The 15,529-nt window shown below is 61.9% G+C and carries 13 protein-coding genes; 6 read left to right on the top strand and 7 right to left on the bottom strand.

What is annotated here, in order from left to right; translation table 11 throughout:
* Positions 1-91: 91 nt before the first annotated feature.
* On the bottom strand, positions 92-1,219 hold the full coding sequence (locus AC13GA_RS00910) for a PilT/PilU family type 4a pilus ATPase (protein WP_046983204.1): 1,128 nt from the start codon (positions 1,217-1,219) through the stop codon (positions 92-94).
* Positions 1,220-1,340: 121 nt separating this feature from the next.
* Between AC13GA_RS00910 and AC13GA_RS00915 the strand changes: the two genes are divergently transcribed.
* From AC13GA_RS00915 to AC13GA_RS00940, 6 genes are all read left to right on the top strand, one after another.
* Positions 1,341-1,706: a DUF4398 domain-containing protein gene (locus AC13GA_RS00915; RefSeq protein ID WP_046983203.1), complete on the top strand. Its 366-nt coding sequence runs from the start codon at positions 1,341-1,343 to the stop codon at positions 1,704-1,706.
* Positions 1,703-2,587: an OmpA family protein gene (locus AC13GA_RS00920; RefSeq protein WP_482997370.1), complete on the top strand. Its 885-nt coding sequence runs from the start codon at positions 1,703-1,705 to the stop codon at positions 2,585-2,587. The genes AC13GA_RS00915 and AC13GA_RS00920 overlap by 4 nt, the downstream gene beginning before the upstream one ends.
* Positions 2,588-2,910: 323 nt before the next feature.
* On the top strand, positions 2,911-3,147 hold the full coding sequence (locus tag AC13GA_RS00925; RefSeq protein ID WP_012509964.1) for an HP1242/YdcH family protein: 237 nt from the start codon (positions 2,911-2,913) through the stop codon (positions 3,145-3,147).
* 298 nt (positions 3,148-3,445) lie between these two features.
* Positions 3,446-4,816, top strand: a complete 1,371-nt coding sequence (locus tag AC13GA_RS00930; RefSeq protein WP_046983202.1) for a pyridoxal-phosphate dependent enzyme — start codon at positions 3,446-3,448, stop codon at positions 4,814-4,816.
* A gap of 119 nt (positions 4,817-4,935) precedes the next feature.
* Positions 4,936-5,919 carry a glycosyltransferase family 2 protein gene (locus tag AC13GA_RS00935; protein ID WP_482997371.1) on the top strand — a complete coding sequence of 328 codons (984 nt, stop codon included), beginning with the start codon at positions 4,936-4,938 and terminating at the stop codon, positions 5,917-5,919.
* Complete coding sequence (locus AC13GA_RS00940; protein ID WP_482997372.1) at positions 5,916-7,736, top strand: DUF2142 domain-containing protein; 1,821 nt, start codon at positions 5,916-5,918, stop codon at positions 7,734-7,736. Before AC13GA_RS00935 ends, AC13GA_RS00940 begins: the two co-directional genes overlap by 4 nt.
* A 99-nt stretch (positions 7,737-7,835) precedes the next feature.
* On the opposite strand, the gene AC13GA_RS00945 is transcribed toward AC13GA_RS00940, so the two are convergent.
* The 6 genes from AC13GA_RS00945 to AC13GA_RS00970 all read right to left on the bottom strand — a co-directional run bounded on the left by AC13GA_RS00945 (position 7,836) and on the right by AC13GA_RS00970 (position 15,480).
* The gene (locus AC13GA_RS00945) at positions 7,836-8,213 is read right to left on the bottom strand and encodes a DUF418 domain-containing protein (RefSeq protein WP_482997373.1); all 378 of its coding nucleotides are present in this window, start codon (positions 8,211-8,213) and stop codon (positions 7,836-7,838) included.
* A gap of 645 nt (positions 8,214-8,858) precedes the next feature.
* Positions 8,859-12,140, bottom strand: coding sequence for a glycosyltransferase (locus tag AC13GA_RS00950; protein ID WP_482997374.1), 3,282 nt, complete (start codon positions 12,138-12,140; stop codon positions 8,859-8,861).
* 43 nt (positions 12,141-12,183) lie between these two features.
* Complete coding sequence (locus tag AC13GA_RS00955; protein ID WP_482997375.1) at positions 12,184-12,936, bottom strand: ABC transporter ATP-binding protein; 753 nt, start codon at positions 12,934-12,936, stop codon at positions 12,184-12,186.
* Positions 12,937-12,941: 5 nt separating this feature from the next.
* The gene (locus AC13GA_RS00960) at positions 12,942-13,721 is read right to left on the bottom strand and encodes an ABC transporter permease (protein WP_482997376.1); all 780 of its coding nucleotides are present in this window, start codon (positions 13,719-13,721) and stop codon (positions 12,942-12,944) included.
* Between the two features lie 97 nt (positions 13,722-13,818).
* Positions 13,819-14,982: a trans-sulfuration enzyme family protein gene (locus tag AC13GA_RS00965; protein ID WP_253077851.1), complete on the bottom strand. Its 1,164-nt coding sequence runs from the start codon at positions 14,980-14,982 to the stop codon at positions 13,819-13,821.
* Between the two features lie 111 nt (positions 14,983-15,093).
* Complete coding sequence (locus AC13GA_RS00970) at positions 15,094-15,480, bottom strand: GtrA family protein (protein ID WP_482997377.1); 387 nt, start codon at positions 15,478-15,480, stop codon at positions 15,094-15,096.
* Between the last annotated feature and the right edge of the window lie 49 nt (positions 15,481-15,529).

The following is a 15,529-nucleotide window of genomic DNA, read 5'->3' on the forward strand; positions in this document are numbered from 1 at the left end:
AGGGTCTCATTGGATGAGACCGCCCCTGAATCCTTCAGGCTTCCGCCGGGCATGGCCCGGCGCTACCGGTATCGAAAGAGCAGTGCGGGGATCAGAAGCCGTGGGTGATGCTGGGCGCACCGGCCGAGAAATCGGCGTACGGGTCGTGGTCGCCGCTGCTGCCTTCGGACAGGCGGAACTTCAGGGCCAGGCCATCACGCGAGTCAGCCGCACGCAACGCTTCTTCCTGCTCGATGGTGCCGGCCTTGGCCAGCCGGAACAGGCACTGGTCGAAGCTCTCCATGCCTTCTTCCAGCGAGCCTTCCATCGCCGCCTTGATCTCGTGCACCTGGCCGCGGCGCAGCAGGTCGCGGATCATCGGCGTATTGATCAGGACCTCGGTGGCCGGGAGCCGGCGGCCTTCCTTGTTCTTCACCAGGCGCTGGCTGACCACCGCACGCAGGTTCAGCGCCAGGTTCATCAGCACATTCTTGTGCGCGCTTTCCGGGAAGAAGTTGAGGATGCGCTCGATGGTCTGGTCCGCGTTGTTGGAGTGCAGGGTGGCCAGGCACAGGTGACCGGTCTCGGCGAAGGCGATCGCCGCCTCCATCGTTTCCGCGTCCAGGATCTCGCCGATCAGGATCACGTCCGGTGCTTCACGCATCGCGTTCTTCAGCGCGTTGTGGAAGGCATGGGTGTCCAGCCCGACCTCGCGCTGGTTGACGATCGACATCTTGTGCTTGTGCAGGTACTCGATCGGGTCCTCGATGGTGAGGATGTGGCCGGTGGTGGTGCTGTTGCGGTGGTCGATCATCGACGCCAGCGAGGTGGACTTGCCGGAACCGGTGGACCCCACCACCAGCACCAGCCCACGCGGGGTCATGATGACGTCCTTCAGCACCTGCGGCAGGTTCAGCTCTTCGATGCTCGGGATGCGGCTGCGGATGGCGCGAATGACCATGCCGACTTCGCCGCGCTGCTTGAATACATTGACCCGGAAGCGCCCGGCATCAGGCAGAGCGATGGCCATGTTCAGCTCCAGCTCGCGCTCGAACTGCGGCACCTGGCCCTCGTCCATCAGCGAGTAGGCGATCTTCTTGACCATGCCCGGCGGAAGGCCGGTATTGCCCAGCGGATAGAGCTTCCCCTCGATCTTGATGTAGACCGGTGCCCCGGTGGTCAGAAACATGTCCGAAGCGTTCTTTTCGGTCATCAGCTTCAGGAAGTAGCCGATATCCATTGCGAATTTTCCCCAACGAAACGGTCGACGCCCGTTGCCAGCACGGTGTCGGCTTGACGACAATGGCCGTGAACCGACAACCGGTACGGCCTCCCCAATGAAACGACTTAGCTTCGCACGAATGCGCCATGGCCTGTATGTGATGGCGTTTGCATTCGCACTGTCTGCCCCCGCTTGGGCGCAGGACGCCGCACTGGAACTGGCGCAGGCCCGGCAGGCGGTCGACAAGGCCACCCAGGCCGATGCCGACCAGTACGCTCCGGACCTGATCGGGCTGGCCCGGCAGGGGCTGGAGCAGGCCCAGCGCGCCGCCGGCGACCGCCGCGAGCGCAAGAACGCCCCGGCGATGGCCCTGCGCGCTGCCGTCGATGCCGACCTGGCCCGCGTCCGCAGCGAGGAAGCCACCGCCACCGCGCAGCTGCAGCTGCGCCGCAACGAGGTCAACCAGCTGCAACGCCAGCTGTCGACCGGGGAGGACCGCCGGTGAAGCCGATGACCGCCGCAACCCTGGCCGCGCTGCTGGCGCTGCCGACCCTGGCCGTGGCCGCTGACAACCCGATGGTGGCGCAGCTGAGCCAGCGCCTGATGGCCATCCAGGCCAATCCCGACACGGCTGAGCTGGGCGCTTTCGAGCGCATGCAGGCGCAGCAGGCCATCGCCACCCTGGACAAGGCCAAGCGCCGCGACCAGGAATTGGCCACCTACCTGGCAGAACGCCGCGTCGAGATCGCCGAGACCGCCGTGCGTACCGCACTGGCGGCGCGTGAGGTCGATCGTCTCGAGCGTACCCGCAGCGACCTGCTGATCGAGGCCAGCCGCCGCGATGCTGCCCGTGCCCGCCAGGAAGCCGAGCAGCTGCGCATGCAGGCGCAGATGCAGGCCGAGGAGGCAGAGCGCCTGCGCCAGGCCGCCGAGGCCGAGACGCTGGCCCGCCAGGATGCCGAGAATGCCCTGACCAGCGTGGCCGGCAAGCAGCAGCAGCGCCTCAGCGCCGCGCAGCAGAACGCTGCCAAACTGGCCCGCGAGGAAGCCGAGCTGGTGTCCGGGCAGAAGCTGCCGAGCTCGAAGTTCGACGGCCGCGGTGAGGTGTTCACCTTCAATGGTGACGCCTTCGCCGCCGGTGCCTCCAGCCTGTCCGGTGGTGCCCGCAATCAGGCCAAGGCACTGGCCGAGTATCTGAACATCGGCAAGAAGGGCCGCCTGCGCATCGAGGCGTATGACAGTGCCAATGGCGTCGGCCAGAAGCGGGCCGAAGCGCTGCGCGATGCCCTCGTTGCCGGCGGTGTCGCAAGCAACCGGATACAGCTCAGCGGCAAGAAGGCGGCGTCCACCCGGGCGCGTTCGGCCGAGGTCATCATCGCCCCGTAATTGATTGATATTGTTTGTTTTTCGTTGTGATGAGCATTCAGCCTGAACCCCGCCCCGGCGGGGTTCGGTCTTTTTGACGCAGGGGCTTGAACCCCGCCCGGACCAGGCGTAGGGTCAATCGTCCGGGACGCAATGCCGCGGACCGGACGATGGGAGGGCCGGGCCGATGCAAGCAGGGCGCGAACCGCAGCGAATCGACGTGCGCAGGCCAGTGCCGCAGGTCGTTGCAGGCGTCCAGGTGGCCATCGACCGGCGCTCCTCCATGAACAACGCCCCGTGCCTTGCAGCCGGGGCGTTCGTGTATCTGTCGAAGGAGGTCCATCATGTTTGAAGATCAGCCCCAGAGCGAGATCGACGCCCGCCGCGCGCGCGATCCGGAGTTCCGGGCACTCCATGACCAGCACCGCAAGTTGAACAAGAAGTGCATGGACGCGGAGTTGGGTGTACTCCCGATCGATGATGTCACCCTGGGTCGCATGAAGCGTGAGAAGCTGCTGGCCAAGCAACGTCTTCTGCGAATGTACGAGACACCGCTTCCAACGACGTCCCCCGCGCATTGACGCACCCCGTCACGCCCGGAACGGCGTGACCCGGCCAGAGATGGCCCCGCCGGGCGCTCCTGCCCCGGCATCGCGGCACCGCCGATGAGGCGGCCGCGCCAAGGCACCACAGGCGGTGGTGCCTTGGCCTGCAGGCACACTCACCGATGCGGGCGGTACCGGTCTCCTCGTCGATCCGGGGCCGTCCGCATCCCTTTTTTACGGTGGACAGGCTGCGGCCATGCCGACCTGACTTTCATCGCCATCCGTCGGATAATCATCGGTCCGGCCCTGCGTGGCGCGAACCGAAAGTCCCCGAATGCCCATCCACTCTTCCGTCCTCGAACTCATCGGTCAGACCCCGATCGTGAAGGCCCAGCGCCTGGACACCGGTGTCTGCGAGCTCTACCTGAAGCTGGAGAGCGCCAACCCGGGCGGGTCGATCAAGGATCGCATCGGCCTGTCGATGATCGAGGCAGCGGAAAAGCGCGGCGACCTGAAGCCGGGCGCGACCCTGGTCGAGGGCACCGCCGGCAACACCGGCCTGGGCCTGGCCCTGGTAGCGCAGCAGAAGGGCTACAAGCTGATCCTGGTCGTTCCCGACAAGATGAGCCGCGAAAAGATCTTCAATCTCAAGGCGATGGGTGCCGAAGTGCGCTTGACCCGCTCGGACGTGGCCAAGGGTCATCCCGAGTACTACCAGGACCTGGCCAAGACCATCGCCGAGCAGACCCCGGGCGCCTACTTCATCAACCAGTTCGGCAACCCGGACAACCCGGCCGCGCACGAATTCGGTACCGGCCCGGAAATCCTGGAGCAGATGGACGGCGACCTTGACGCCATCGTGTTCGGCTGCGGCAGCTCCGGCACCATGACCGGCCTGTCGCGTGCCTTCGCGAAGCTGTCGCCGAAGACCGAGCTGGTGCTGGCCGATCCGGTCGGCTCGATCCTGGCCGAGTACATCAACGACGGCAATCTGAACGACAAGTCGGGCAGCTGGCTGGTGGAAGGCATCGGTGAGGACTTCCTGCCGTCGATCTCCGATTTCAGCCGGGTGAAGAAGGCCTACGCCATCTCCGATGCGGAGAGCTTCCACACCGCGCGAGAGCTGCTGGGCAAGGAAGGCATCCTCGGTGGTTCCTCCACCGGCACCCTGCTGGCGGCGGCGCTGAAGTACTGCAAGGAGCAGACCACGCCGAAGAAGGTGCTGGTGCTGGTGCCGGATACCGGCAACAAGTACCTGTCGAAGATGTACAACGACTACTGGATGCTGGACAACGGCTTCCTGCAGCGCCCCCAGCACGGCGACCTGCGCGACCTGATCCTGCGCCCGTATGGCCAGCGCGACACCGTGGTGATCGGCCCGAACGACCTGCTGACCACCGCCTATCAGCGCATGAAACTGTATGACGTGTCGCAGCTGCCGGTGCTGGACGGCGACCAGCTGGTCGGTATCGTCGATGAAAGCGACGTGCTGCTGCATGTCTATGGCGATGAAGCCCGTTTCCGCGACCCGGTGGCGACCGCGATGGTCAGCAAGCTGGACCGGCTGGACGTGAAGTCGCCGATCGAAGCGCTGCTGCCGGTGTTCGACCGCGGCCAGGTGGCGATCGTGATGGACGGTGACGCCTTCCTGGGCCTGATCACCCGTATCGACCTGCTGAATTACCTGCGTCGGCGTGTTCAATAAACGTCCTGCGAGAGGGGGCTCGATCTAGCCCCCTGCACACTCTGGACATGCCGTAGATGTCACAATCGGCTTGGTTTGTAACCCGCCGGGGCCATCCCGGAGAACTTCAGAGAGTGCGCATGCCTGTCCAGATCGCCGTTGTGATTCCGTCCTACAAAGTCATCAACCACATTCTTGGGGTGATCGCAGGCATCGGCCCGGAAGTTGGACGCATTTATGTCGTGGACGATCGCTGCCCCGTCGGTAGCGGTGATTTCGTTGAAGCGAACTGCACTGATCCCCGCGTAGTTGTTCTCCGCCATAGTGAAAACCAAGGCGTGGGCGGAGCCGTCATGACCGGATACCGGGCCGCCATCGCAGAAGGGGTGGAGATCATCGTTAAGGTGGATGGTGATGGGCAGATGGATCCTTCGCTGATCCCTCGGTTCGTTGCACCGATCCTGGCGGGAGAGGCTGACTACACCAAGGGCAATCGCTTCTTCGATCTGGAGCGCATTTCCCAGATGCCGCGGCTGCGGCTGTTTGGCAACGCAGGATTGTCCCTGCTGACGAAGGTGTCATCCGGTTACTGGAATCTCTTCGATCCCACCAATGGCTATACCGCGGTCCACACCGACGTAGCGCGTCACCTGCCGCTTGGGAAGATCAGCAAGCGCTATTTTTTTGAAACCGACATGCTGTTCCGGCTGGGAACTCTGCGGGCGGCTGTTGTGGACGTGCCCATGCATGCACGTTATGCCGATGAAGTCAGTAATCTTCGCATCGGCCAGGTGATCGGCGAGTTCTTCGTCAAGAACATGCGCAATGCAATGAAGCGGATCTTCTACAATTATTATCTGCGTGACATGTCGCTGGCATCCTTCGAACTGCCGGTCGGCATTCTTCTGCTGCTGTTCGGCGTACTGTTCGGCGCCTGCAGCTGGATCCACGCCAGCGCCACCGGAACGACCGCATCGAGCGGCACGGTGATGCTTGCGGCTATGCCGGTACTGGTGGGCGTGCAGCTCATTCTGGCGTTCATCGGTCACGACGTACGTGCCACACCAGAGAAAGCGATCCATATGAGGAGCCGCGTGGCACCTGAGCCGGAAGTGGCACCATGAATCGCGTTGGAGCCAGCGTTGTAAGCGGCCCTGAAGTTCGATCCATCGCCAGCTTTGGTGGGGTGGCCTGTCTCCTGCTACTGGTGTTTGGCATCATCTGGCAGGCGTTGACTCCGTCGTTCCAGGCGCCAGACGAATTTGATCACGTCAAGCGTGCCTACATGCTCAGCCGGGGGCAGATCCTGCTTGATACGTCCAATGGGCAGCCATCAGGTGGTGACGTTGATGTTGGTCTGGCAAGGTACATGGATCACTTCACCCCTCTCGCGGGCAAGCACAAGGTCAAACTGACCCGGGAAATTCTCGTGTCAGCGCGCGCTGAACGCTGGGCAGGACAGTCCGAGCGTGCCACCCAGCCGGGTACCGCCTATTACCTGCCTGTTCTCTATGTGCCGCAGGCTCTTGGACTGTGGATTGGAAAGACGATCGACTTGAGTGTTGATCAGTCTTACCGCTTGTCCAGACTGCTCACTCTGCTGGCTTGCGTAGGCTTGTTGTACTGGGCATTCCGACTGTTCCCGCCGCCGCCGCTGGTACTGGCATTGCTGCTGCTGCCGATGTCGAGTTTCCTGTTGGGTTTTGCTGTGCTCGATGGCATGTCCATGAGCATGGCGGTGCTGGCGTTCTCTGCTTTCTGGCGGATCGTGGCCCTCCAGGATGACAGAGGCTCGACCGCGATCATCATGATGGTCGCGCTGGGATTGTTTGCCGCATGTCGTGCCAATACGTTGCCGTTCCTGCTGTTGCCCTTTGTTGCGGCCTGGTACCGACGTGACAGGCGCCTGGCTGTCGGCGCCGCCATGCTCACGGTGCTGGTGCTGGCCTGGACCGTGGTAACGATCAAGACAACGGTATATCCGCCCGGAGCCCGCAACATTGATCACCTGGCGCGGCTCACGAGCTATCTGTTCGATCCCCTGAGGTTCGGCAGCATGTTGCACAAGACACTCACCAGCCCTGGCGTTGCGGAGTATTACTACAGCTCGTTCCTGGGCGTACTCGGCTGGCTGGACACGCCACTGGGCCCGCGCCATTACGCTGTGTTTGCCCTGCTGCTGGTGGCCAGTGGTGCCACTTCGATTGCCTGGACCCAGTTCCGCGGAACAGGGCTGGCACGCTTGTCGATGGTGCTCGCGCTCAGCGTTGCGATCTTGCTTACCTATCTGGCGATGCTGGTGCAGTGGACCATCGACGATACCGGCATTATTCAGGGTGTGCAGGGCCGCTACTTCCAGATCCCGGCCATCGCGCTGGCGTTTGCACTGGGGGCCAATCCGCGTCCGCTCGCCGTTCCGATGGAATGGATCAGCCGGATACTGGTGCTGTGTATTGCGCTCGCTACGGCGTTCTCGGTATCTACGGTTCTCACATTGCGCTATATGATGGTTGACGGTCAGCGCATTGGAGACGGGTTGACGCTCACACCAAGCAACGTGCTGAGTGCCGAACGTACTGTTGCCCTTGGTTTCCCGCAAGAGCAGTTGCAGAATCCGCAGCCACTTGCCGAGCTGAAGCTTCTGCTGGGGACTTATGCCCGCCGTAATGTTGGAAAAGCAGAGCTGCGCCTGTGGAGCAAGCAGGGCGACACCTTCAGAAGTACATTCGACCTGGAGAGTCTGGTCGACAATGGTTATCTGTCCATTGATCTGGACGGCAAGCCGTACGTTGGGGGAGAGCTGCGGTCGCTGGAGGGTGAAGGTGTCAGTGTATGGGAAGTGCGTCAGGCTGACGGCGATCTGCAGGGGACTTGCGTCGTACTGGTCCCCTCCCAAGGATCAGCGACGCGTCCCACCGAGGCCTGCCCGCTGCCGCAGTAGCGTCGGCTCGGCTTCACCGGGCGCCGGATTGCAGGACCTCGGTCCTGGAGCTGTGCCATCTACCCTCCGTCCGCATGCTTGCGGGGGAGGGTCAGCCTTTCATGAACTGGCCTGGGAAGTGCTCGACTCTGCGGATACGGCCACCTTCGCCTGTGGATCGGTGCTCTGGCCGATGCGGTTGGCTGCGCGGATGGAGGGCAGGTCGAACGCCCTTCGGAATGGCTCGGCAATCAACAGCGAGACCGCGATCGTGCAAAGGATGGCAAGTGCTGCCGCTTGACCGTAGCCGTGGCTGGTAAGGATGGACTTGAACACGCTCGGAGCGATCGTGCTGAGCACGAACGTGTGGGTCAGATAGAGAGAGAACGACCACTTGCCGAGCCAATCGAAGGCTTTGAGATTGAGCAACCACTGAAGTGGCCGGAGCGAAAGCACCGCCAAGATCAGAGCCGAAGCAGCCAGCAGTTCGATGAACACTGGCCAGAACAAATGGATACCGGTTGCCTCCCGCTCCAGGATACAGGGGCGTAGATGGCAGCATTTGATTTGTAGCTGGCCAGGTAGATACCGATCGCGAGCATGGGAAGGCCCAGCCCAGGAGTCAGAAGCCGTTGCGGAATCCGATTTAGGAAGGCGCCAACGATGAACATTGCCAAGTAGGTGCCGGGGTGGTGCCAGCGCAGGCACATGGCACTAACCAGTACGAAAGCGGCTACGCCGCTCCATCTCGATTTTCCGAACAGGGCGAGCACGAATCCGCTCAGCACGAAGAAAAGGCTGATCGCGAATCCGCCAGAGTAGAACAGGTAGAGCGGACTGTTGAATACAGTCTCTCCCCATGCCTAGCGGAGCTGGGCTGGGTTACCCGTGTGAAGGTATGGGAGAAATGCAAAGGCGCAGTGCGAGAGAAGTACCGCCAACGCAGCGACGCCGCGCAGCCCATCCAGGGCTGACAAACTGGATCCACCTCACTCCAATCCATCTTCTCCCCGATAGACGCTGGACTATCGCATGCCCCCACATCCCATGGCAGGGGATCTGGAGTGCCAGAAGCGGATACTACACCTGGGTGAACATCCATTCTCGCGTGGCAGCGAATCCGCTCTCCGGTCCATGCGGAGTTCAGTCGTGTGGCAGAGCGAGATGCTTGGCGGGAAAACGATCCATCACCTCGCCCATGAACCCGATCAGTTCGTCAGCTTGATCAGAGAAGATGCGGATCAGCTCCGGGTGAGGGTTGCGATAGCCATCCAGTTGTTCTGGGTTGTCCAGGAGTCGGCGCAGCGCATCGCGGAAAGGTTCAAGACCGTTGATCAGCGGAACGATGTCGCCGTTGGCCCCGTCAATGATGTCCTCGACAGCGCCGCCCGCATCCGTGGCGATGACCCAGGTATCGCGAAGCATTGCCTCGCGAACCGTCAAGCCGAAACTCTCTTTGCACTGGGTCGGGAACAGCAGCACATCCACGCTTGCGAAGAAGTTGTCGATGGTTGACTGGGTATACGCAGGGACGATCTTCAGCGTGCCGGGAATCTCCCAGGTTTCTTCGAAAATGTGCCGACGTCCCAGGTTGAGGGCGGCATCGACCACGTGCAGTTCGTAGTTGGTATGGGGGAGCTGGCGCAGCGCCTCCTTGATGAGCTCACTGCCCTTGGCCGGGCCTTCACCGCCAACGAATCCGAGCCTGAGCTTGCGTCGGGCAAGAGATTCACGGGTGACCGAGCTGCGCGGCGGCACTACGCCATTCTTGTTGACGCGTACGCGCGATGGATCGAATCCATTGTCCACGTAGACGCCCCGGAAGAAGCGGCTTGGGGCCAGCATCATTGCTGCGCCGGAAAGCACTTCGTGCAGGCGGTGCTGGCGGTAGGGGTTCAGTACGGGATTGGCCACGCACTTGGCGCAGACATTGAGATCCACCTTGCTCTGATGGCAGTACTTGCCCTCGCCGGTGATCATGAACTGACGTGCACAGATCCACCATGCGTCATGCATGGTGACGACGTAGGGAATACCGGCCTCCTGGCACGCCTCGGCGATCTGTACCCCAAAACCCTGGATGGAGTGCAGGTGCACGACGTCGGGCCGCCAAGCGCGGAGGATTTGACGGAACGCCCCGGGAGTAAAAGGATTGTCGAAATCGAACGCGGGATCGGCCTCGAACGGAAGGCCCATTGCGAACACTTCAGCAGCCGATGAGCGGTAGCGCACCAGATTGTAGGGTGGAGCATCGCTGCAGGGCAGGGAGGTGACCATGGCGTACTCAGCCTTCCCACTTGCGTTGATGCAGCGCGCGACTTCCTCGGCCACGATCGTAGCACCGCCAAAGCTGCGTGGCTCGAAGAAGATGTTCACACCCAGGATCCGGGGACGTTTAGGTTTGAACTGATCCATATCCTTGAACAAGGGAAGGACCTGTTCCCGGGCCACAACCTGGGGCGTGTAGTGCTCGACCACGTGTCGGTAGGCCCGTTCGCCAATGCGCCGACGAAGTGCAGTGTCGGCGATCAATTGATCCAGGCATGCTTTCCATTCCGCGGAGGAGGCGGCGAGCATGCCGGTCTCGCCATGTACGATTGTGTTGCGATACTCCTGCGAAGGCGAGCAGATGGAGGGCAGTTTCAGGATTGCTGCTTCCAGGTACTTGATGCTGGATTTGGCGTCATTGAACACGCTCGGTTCCAACGGTGCGATGTTGATATCGCAGCGGGATATCCGTTCCAGGAAGGATGCATAGTCGACGGGGGGGAGCCGTTCGATCTGGCTCTCGACCTCTTTGAACGCAGGCGGCAGATTGAGCGTCCCGACAATGGTCAGCCGGACGTGGTAATGCTCACGGAGAATCGCCAGCATTGCGTCGGCACATTGGCGGAAGTCGGAGTCATGCGACGCCGAGCCTGAGCCGTACACCACTCGGACCAGGCCATCCTTCCGCCGCGGCTTGGCGTTGATTTCTTCCGCAATCAGCAGCGTCTGGTCGTCGAGGGCGTTGTTGACCACGTCAACCCTGGCTGCCCCCACGCCACGCATGGCTTCGGCCAGTGCAACGGTAGAGGCGATGCAGCGGTCGCAGGCCAGCATCGCGGCTCGGTAGAGCGGAACACCGTTGAGCAATGACTGGCGTGTTCGTTGATCCAGGTCTGCCAGATTGCTATTGGTCTGATAGAGCGATTCGTCAAAAATAAGATCGTCCACTTCCCATATCGTGCGCATTCCAAGTGCCTTGGCGCGTGCGATCGATTCAAGCTGCTGCTCGAAGCCTGGCACTCGATAGAAGATGGCCACTGTGTGGGTGCTGAGAAGGCCGCGTGCATTGTCAAGGTCTTCCCAGCGCACAACGCTGCAATCCAGCCCCAGATCCTGGATCATCTGCTGCTTCTGCAGCACGCGATACTTGGTGCACTGGGCCAGATTCATGTCAGCGATGATGAGCACGCGCAGGCTCAGTTCGGTCAAGGCGGGGCTGGCCGACGGCAGCGTGTATATCGGCTGCTCCCGGTTTGCGGCGGCGTCCTTGTGGCGAAGGTACTTCATCACCGAGCGCGGATTGGAGGCAATTCTGATGAATTCCCTCATTACACCCTTCGTGCCACGTTCGGAGCGCAAGCGAAGAGCGGTACCTGCGTGCCCGCGCAGCCGGTAGTACATGTTGCGTGCACGACGAGCGAGCGTGCCGGCGGCCCGCATGGGTGCGGTCACCCGCCAGGAGCGTGAGTGCAGCAGTTCGGTGATGCGTGTATGTGCCTGGCTCATGGCGCCAACAGAGGCCTGTGCTGACAGGCTTGTACGGTTGAGGGAGCGCGTCAGTACATCTTGCCGATGCAGCAGTTGCCGGCGTTCATGGGATGCGCTCGCTGCATGGATCCTGGACAGCAGTAATTCGTTCCAGAGCGCATGGATCAGGCCACTACCGTCCGTGGTTGCCGAGGACGCAGCATCGAGCAGAGGCAAAAGCTCCGATGGAACGTTGATGCTCGTGTTTCGCGCCAGTTCGTTGCAATAGGCCAGGTCGACAAGGAGTTCGACCGCGGCATTGCCAGGCAGCGTGCGCGAGGGAAGAACCTCCTGCCAGAACGCCAAGGCGCCCAAGGTGCCGTCGGCAGTCTCGCCGTCCGTTACCAGCAGCAGGCGGCGAGTGTCCTGATGGTTGGACAGGTGGTCCAGCACGTGCTGCACTGATGCATGCAGGCCGCCGCCCATTCCCAGCACGAGTGCACTGCTGCTGCGGCCTGCCAAGGGCGTCAGGTGTGCATTTGCCTCGGACTCACCCAAGGCAAACGCATGCGTGGATGCTAACTGGACGCGCAGCAACTGCAGCGCGTCGTCGTTAATTTCTCTGAGGTATACCGCCTCAGTGCTCGTCCCTGCGGGAGTGGATGAGAAGACGTTCAGTACCTGGTCCATTTTTCTATCCACGAGGCTGCCTCAATCGGGTCGCTGCTAGGGATCAGACGCCTACAAACTGCTCGTAGGCGCTGACCACCTCTTCGGTTGGGCCGAACATCTTCACTTGTCCGTTGTCCATCCACAGCACCTTGTTGCAGACCCGGCGAATCTCCGCGTTGGAGTGCATGGCCAGCACTACGATCTCCGCACGGCTGTGCAGATCTTGGAGTCGCTTCTGTGCCTTATGCATGAAGGACGCGTCACCCACGCCCATGACTTCGTCCAGCAGCAGGATTTCGGCCTCGACCGCGGTGGAAACCGCGAACGCCAGCCTGACCCGCATGCCGCTGGAGTAGGTGCGTACAGGAAGGTCAAGATAGTCGCCCAACTCGCAGAATTCAGCGATCTCCGGCGTCTTGATGCGGATTTCTTCGTCGGTCATTCCCAGTAGAAGGCCGCGCAGCCGGATGTTCTGGATGCCTGTCGAGTTGTCATCCATGCCAAGGCTGATATCCAGCAATGGCACGATCTTTCCTTCGTGGTTGATGCTGCCCTGCGTTGGGGCATAGATACCGGCCAGTGCTCGCAGCAGGGTGGACTTGCCCGCACCGTTGTGCCCGATCAGGCCGATGCGATCACCTTTTTCAAAGCGCAGGCTGACATCATTCAGTGCACGCACGATGATGACGCCGTCGTTGTCGGCGGCAATGGAATTCTTCCGGCCAAGGCGCATGACCTGTCGCTTCAGTGAGCGGCCTTGGACCTCGAAGATGGGCAGGTCCAGATATACGTTGTCGAGTTGAATGAATGCCATGCGGCTCAGATCCAGTAGGAGATGCGCTTGATGTAGCGGCCGGTGAACCACAGGGCAAACGTCCAGCCGACAATCGCCATCACGATCGTGATCACGTACGTCTGCATCGACGGAACCTGTCCAAGCAGGGGCATACGGGCCACGTCCAGCAGGTATAGCAGGGGGTTGTAGCGCGTTATGAATGAATATTTCGTCAGCAGCTCGGCCTTGTACATGATGGGCGTTATGTAAAACGCCATCTGGACGATCGAAGCCACGATCTGTGGGAAGTCACGGAAGCGTGCCGAGATCAATGCGGTAATCATCGCCATCCACGTGGCGTTGACGACCAGCAGCAGCAGGCCCGGCAGGAAAAGGATGAGGGTGTCCCAGCGCTTTACCCCGAAGATGGCCAGCAACAGGATGATGATCGCCACGTTGTGGCAGAAGATCACTGAGTTGCGCCACGTTACCTGCAAGATATAGATCAGTCGTGAGGTCGCAACCTGGCGGATGTAGGAGCCATTGGAGATGTACGCCGTGCTGCCTTCCGTCACGATGTTTGAGAACAGGCCCCAAAGCACGAGACTGGCCGCCAGGTAGGGCAGGTAATCGCTCATCTTCTGGCCGAACAGCGTGCCGTACACGATGCCGATGGTGCCAATGATCACGCCCATGCTGATCGTCAGCCAGAATGGGCCGACACGTGAGCGGGCGTAGCGCTGGCGGATTTCCAGCCAGCCCAACAACGTCCACAGGCGCCAGGAGCGCAGGCTGCGTCCCAGGTCGGAGAGTGCTTCATTCATCAAGGAATTCTCGCGGGTTCAATACAGTCACCGCGCGCAGGACGCGGTCTCAGGCCGCCGCTTGCGCGGCGGCACGGAATCAACGAAGGGGAAGGGCTCAGCGCCCTAGGGCAGCGTCCAGCTCGTGACGCAGGTCGGCCAGGTCTTCCGTGCCCACCGACAGGCGTATCAGGTTGTCGGTGATGCCCAGTCGCTTGCGCTGGGCCGGCGGAATCGACGCGTGGGTCATCACCGCCGGCAGCTCGATGAGGCTTTCCACCCCACCCAGCGATTCGGCCAGTGCGAACAGTTCGCAACGTTCCAGCATGCGGCGGGCCTTGGTCTTGCCGCCCTTCACGCGCACCGAGATGATCCCGCCGAAGCCATTCATCTGGCGCTTGGCCAGGGCGTGCTGCGGGTGGCTCTTCAGGCCAGGGTAGATCACAGCCTCAATACGGCTGTCGCGTTCGAGCCAGCGGGCCAGTTCCAGCGCGCTTTCATTGTGTGCACGCATGCGCAGGTGCAGCGTCTTCAGGCCACGCAGGGCCAGGAATGAGTCGAACGGGCCGGCCACGGCTCCGATTGAGTTCTGCAGGAAGGCCATCTGTTCGGCCAGTGCATCACTGCCGGCCACCACGATGCCACCCACGATGTCCGAATGGCCGTTGAGGTACTTGGTTGCGGAATGCAGGACCAGATCGGCGCCGTACTCCAGCGGGCGCTGCACCATCGGCGAGCAGAAGGTGTTGTCCACGACCAGGAGCAGGCCATGCTTGCGGGCGAAGGTGCCTAGCTTGGCCAGGTCCACAACCTTGAGCATGGGGTTGGTGGGGGTTTCCGCCCAGATCATGCGGGTATTGGGCCGCATCGCCGCCCGTACCGCATCCAGGTCGTTCAGGTCGACATAGCTGAATTCCAGCCCCGCCGATCGTTGACGAACGCGCTCGAACAAGCGGTAAGTACCGCCATACAGATCGTCCATCGCAATGACGTGGTCGCCTGAGTCCAGCAATTCCAGCGTCGTCGACGCTGCGGCAAGTCCAGAGGCGAATGCGAAGCCGGCGGAGCCCCCTTCAAGACTGGCGACACAGGCCTCGTAGGCGTTGCGCGTCGGGTTCTGGGTACGCGAGTACTCATAGCCCTTGTGCTTGCCGGGGCTTTCCTGGACATAGGTCGAAGTGGCGTAGATCGGCGTCATGATGGCGCCGGTGCTCGGGTCGGGCTGCTGTCCTGCATGGATGGCACGGGTGCCGAGGCCGAGCGAGTTCGGGGTCTTTGCCATTCGGGGTAACCTGGAGGTACGGATGTCTGGGGGCCCTATTCTAGGGCAAGCCGCAGGAGGGCCCCGCCAAAGGGGTTCAGGAAGGTGGTGCCGGCGCCAAGGCCTGCGGGATCAGGCCGTCGGGCGCTGCCGGAAGACCAGTCGGGAGAAGATGACGTAGTTCCAGGATGCCACCATGACCATCACGATCAGTTTCGCCAGCAAGGGCGGAACGCCGAGGGGGCCTGCCAGCAAACTGATTGCGACATTGCCCAGGATCAGGTTGATTACGGCCAGCAGCCCGTACTTGGCCAGCTCCGCGCCCCAGGCTCCTTCACTGCGGAATACCCAGTGGCGATTGAGCATGTAGCTCACGATGAAGCCGCCCGCGAAGCTGACTGATTGGTTCAGCAGCAGCCAGTCCGTACCCAGTCCGGTCTGAAGCAGGAGGAAGATCGCATATTCGACGGCGGCGGCCGAGCCACCGGAAAGGAGGAAGCGAAACAGGCGCGGCATCATGGATACGACAGAAGTCCGGAAAGGGAGGGCACCGCTGGCGGCGCCCTCC

The sequence above is a fragment of the Stenotrophomonas sp. 22DLJC03 genome, from assembly GCF_056861405.1.